At 44.5% G+C, this 2854-nt stretch carries 2 protein-coding genes and 1 pseudogene; 1 reads left to right on the top strand and 2 read right to left on the bottom strand.

The features are described 5' to 3' along the window. Nucleotides 1–129: 129 nt before the first annotated feature. Nucleotides 130–600: pseudogene (locus tag EI42_RS34785) on the bottom strand (PPC domain-containing DNA-binding protein). Between the two features lie 568 nt (nt 601–1168). Continuing rightward, entirely contained in the window at nt 1169–2293 is a 1125-nt protein-coding gene (locus EI42_RS31635; protein ID WP_111326950.1) for a helix-turn-helix domain-containing protein, read from the bottom strand. A 183-nt stretch (nt 2294–2476) separates the two neighbouring features. Between EI42_RS31635 and EI42_RS31630 the strand changes: the two genes are divergently transcribed. Next, on the top strand, nt 2477–2854 hold a 378-nt coding region (locus EI42_RS31630), incomplete at its 3' end, for a hypothetical protein (protein WP_146505492.1).

Here is a 2854-nt window from a genome sequence, read left to right as displayed (position 1 = left end):
CTCACAAGTTTGGGATCATACTTCCACAGTTCCAGACCTCATTCAGCTACTTCAACTTTGTTTGCTGCTGGGCTCTCCTTTAGTTCTCTGTACAACCTCGCTTTGACCATCTGATAGGTCTTTTGGAGTTCATGCTTCCTGCTGCTGAAAGGAGAGCAACCTGATATGATAGAGATCAGGGTTCTTGATACGCCGAAAATGAGGGTCTAGCACTTCCACAATGACCATCTCTGTCAGAAACAGGACGGTCGCATTCAAAAGGTGACTGGTGCGAGCCAATGCGCTATTCATCTTCTCACCAACCGAGATATGAATATGAGGCGAGATCTGCCCTGTCTCATCATCAAGTACTATTGTTCCTGCTCCCACAGCTTCTACATGTTCCAAATAGACCTTCGTCCACAGAGGGGCTTGCTTCTCTTTTACTTTTTCACATGTCCCAACAATCTCGACTTCGCTCAGGCCAGCGATGAAAAAAGGAATGTATCCTTATTGTACATGATTCTCCTCACAGAATTGCCGCAGCGCGGTGAAAAAATCTTCTCCATGCTCAAACGTGACGGAGAACGTTCTTCCTATCGTGAGCTGTGTCCTCTTCATAGAAATCTCACAATACATATTGTTTGATAAAGAAAGTGTAACTTCACCTTCACATTTATATTGTATAATAAATAGGATGATATATCAATCGTCTTTTTCCTATGATCTGCATGCTCGTTCGGTTATTGACTGGATACTGTCAAGTTGGTGCAATATGTTCAATTGCATTTTTACGGAGGTAGAAAAGCTTTCTCTAAATCCAGAACGCGCTAGAAGAGGTTCAATATCGACACACACTCTCTCATCATTGAATAGCTCATCATAAAAAGAGCGACATTCGAGGATGTACTTGTCGTCAAGAAGCAGGTTTGTGATCAACTTGTCGCCAAAATAAGAGAGAGCAACAAAAAGGACTGGTAAGCTTTGGTACCCTACCAGCCCCTTTGTAGCATAAACAAGAGGTATACAACTATGCTGCCCTTATTAATGTTTGAGGCAATAAGGCTGTATGTCGTAATGCCTCTCTCCGCTGTCGTATTACCTCGTTTTTCGGTTCCATACATTCCTTTTAAGCATTCAGCAACATATGCAGGTCTTCTATCTACCTATCTATACCGCTTTATCCGGCCTATAAGTATTCTATCGGTCCATGAAGCACATCACGAAGCTGCATGTTTGCTCTATTGATATCCCTTGTCATTCGTTCTACAATGTTTTGGATTGTATACACTCGTTCCAACAGCCGAAGGGTACCATGCTTTTTACAGAGCTCAGCCGCTTCTATTGCAATCTCTATACCAGCGGTGATTTCTCCACTTTGAACTAATGTGGCTGCCTGAGCGGTCTTAAGCAACGTTTGCCAATGTACCGTGTCGGGCAGCGTTTTTTCTGCAAGCTCAAGGTAATCAAATGCCTTTTTTGTATTATTTAGCAACGTATATGATCTATTGTAATCTTCGTATACCGTTCCAAGATTATATAAGCCATGGATGGTATTTTCAATTTCATCTTCTGTTCCCTGTGCAGCTCGTTCTTCTGCCTCTGCCATAGCCTGTTCAAAGCCCTTTACATTTCCGGCCTGTACATAGGCTCTCCCTAAAAGCTGGATGCCGTTGCCCTTCGCAGCATTATTAGCCTCGGGAGCCTCATCACGTGCCGCCTCTAAATAGGCAACAGCATCGCTTAAGTTCCCTTTTCTTCTATACATATCTCCCTCGTAGGTGAGCGCCACATTGAGCAACGTCTGATCCTGTAATTGCCTTGCTGCTAGCTCCATCTCGCGATAGTGATAAAGAGCTATATTCGTCTCACTGGTTCTATACATGATCGCCGTAATATGGCCAGCAGCCTGATGAGCTTTCGCCAGACGGTAAAGCATATCATGATCGCCTGAACGTACTTGTACAGAAAGATCGCCAATGAGCTTTTCAACGACAGGCTTTGCTTCAAAGTATCTGGATTGTTTAACCAGCAACCACACATGTTGTATTACCTCATCCGCCTGCTCGACAGTCAGAAAAAAGCTTGAGGCAACCCCTAACCGTTCGGCATCAATACCAAGCATACTGGCGATACGTCGCAGCTCTCTTATATCGGAAAGAATAATTTCTTCCCGCTCCCAACGCCCAACTGTTTTTACATCTACATTTAAATTTGCCGCTAATTCTGTTTGTTTTAGATTATGCAGCATTCTATATTGTCTCAATTCTCTTGCTAACGGTGTGGATGGATACTTTTCAAACTCTTGTGACATATTCTGTCCTCCCAAACTCCCTTTACGCTTGCTAGACAAGAGGGCAAGACGTGTCCTTTACATACGAGCTCTTCTCTTACACAATGTAATTATGCTCCTTATTGGATATTATATGTTCTCAGTATTGGATATTATATGTTCTCAGTGCCAGATTCACAATGAAGTGCGTGAAGGTAGGAATTTATGCAAACAAGCGACGAAGCGACATTGAATTACACCTTCCATAAGAATGAGATAGTAGCTGTGATGGACGTCCTGAATCAGTTTCTCAGTTATGCACGCTCACATCCCCCTAAAGACGAGAAAGGGGTGAACCATGTGGAGGCGGTGCGGCGCTTTGTCGAGCGGCTGAAACAGGGGCCTGCTGGTCCTCTGTATTCTCAGGTTGTCTATCACGTACAGGCGCTGAATCGCGCACAACGCGAGGTCGATAACGGGGCGTGGAACCCGCTGTTCTATCAGTCAGCAGTGGATCGCGTAGCCAGACACAAGGAATGGTTACAGACGCATGGCGTCCCAGTCTATCTCGACACGACGGCACGATGCTGGTGTCTTTGGATT

It is taken from the genome of Thermosporothrix hazakensis (assembly GCF_003253565.1).
Taxonomy (GTDB): Bacteria; Chloroflexota; Ktedonobacteria; order Ktedonobacterales; family Ktedonobacteraceae; genus Thermosporothrix; species Thermosporothrix hazakensis.
This window is presented reverse-complemented; position numbering and strand designations above follow the sequence as displayed.

Excerpts from the sequence above, each read along its gene's own strand:
- EI42_RS31635 (WP_111326950.1), bottom strand. The coding sequence starts at position 2,293 with ATGTCACAAGAGTTTGAAAAGTATCCATCCACACCGTTAGCAAGAGAA.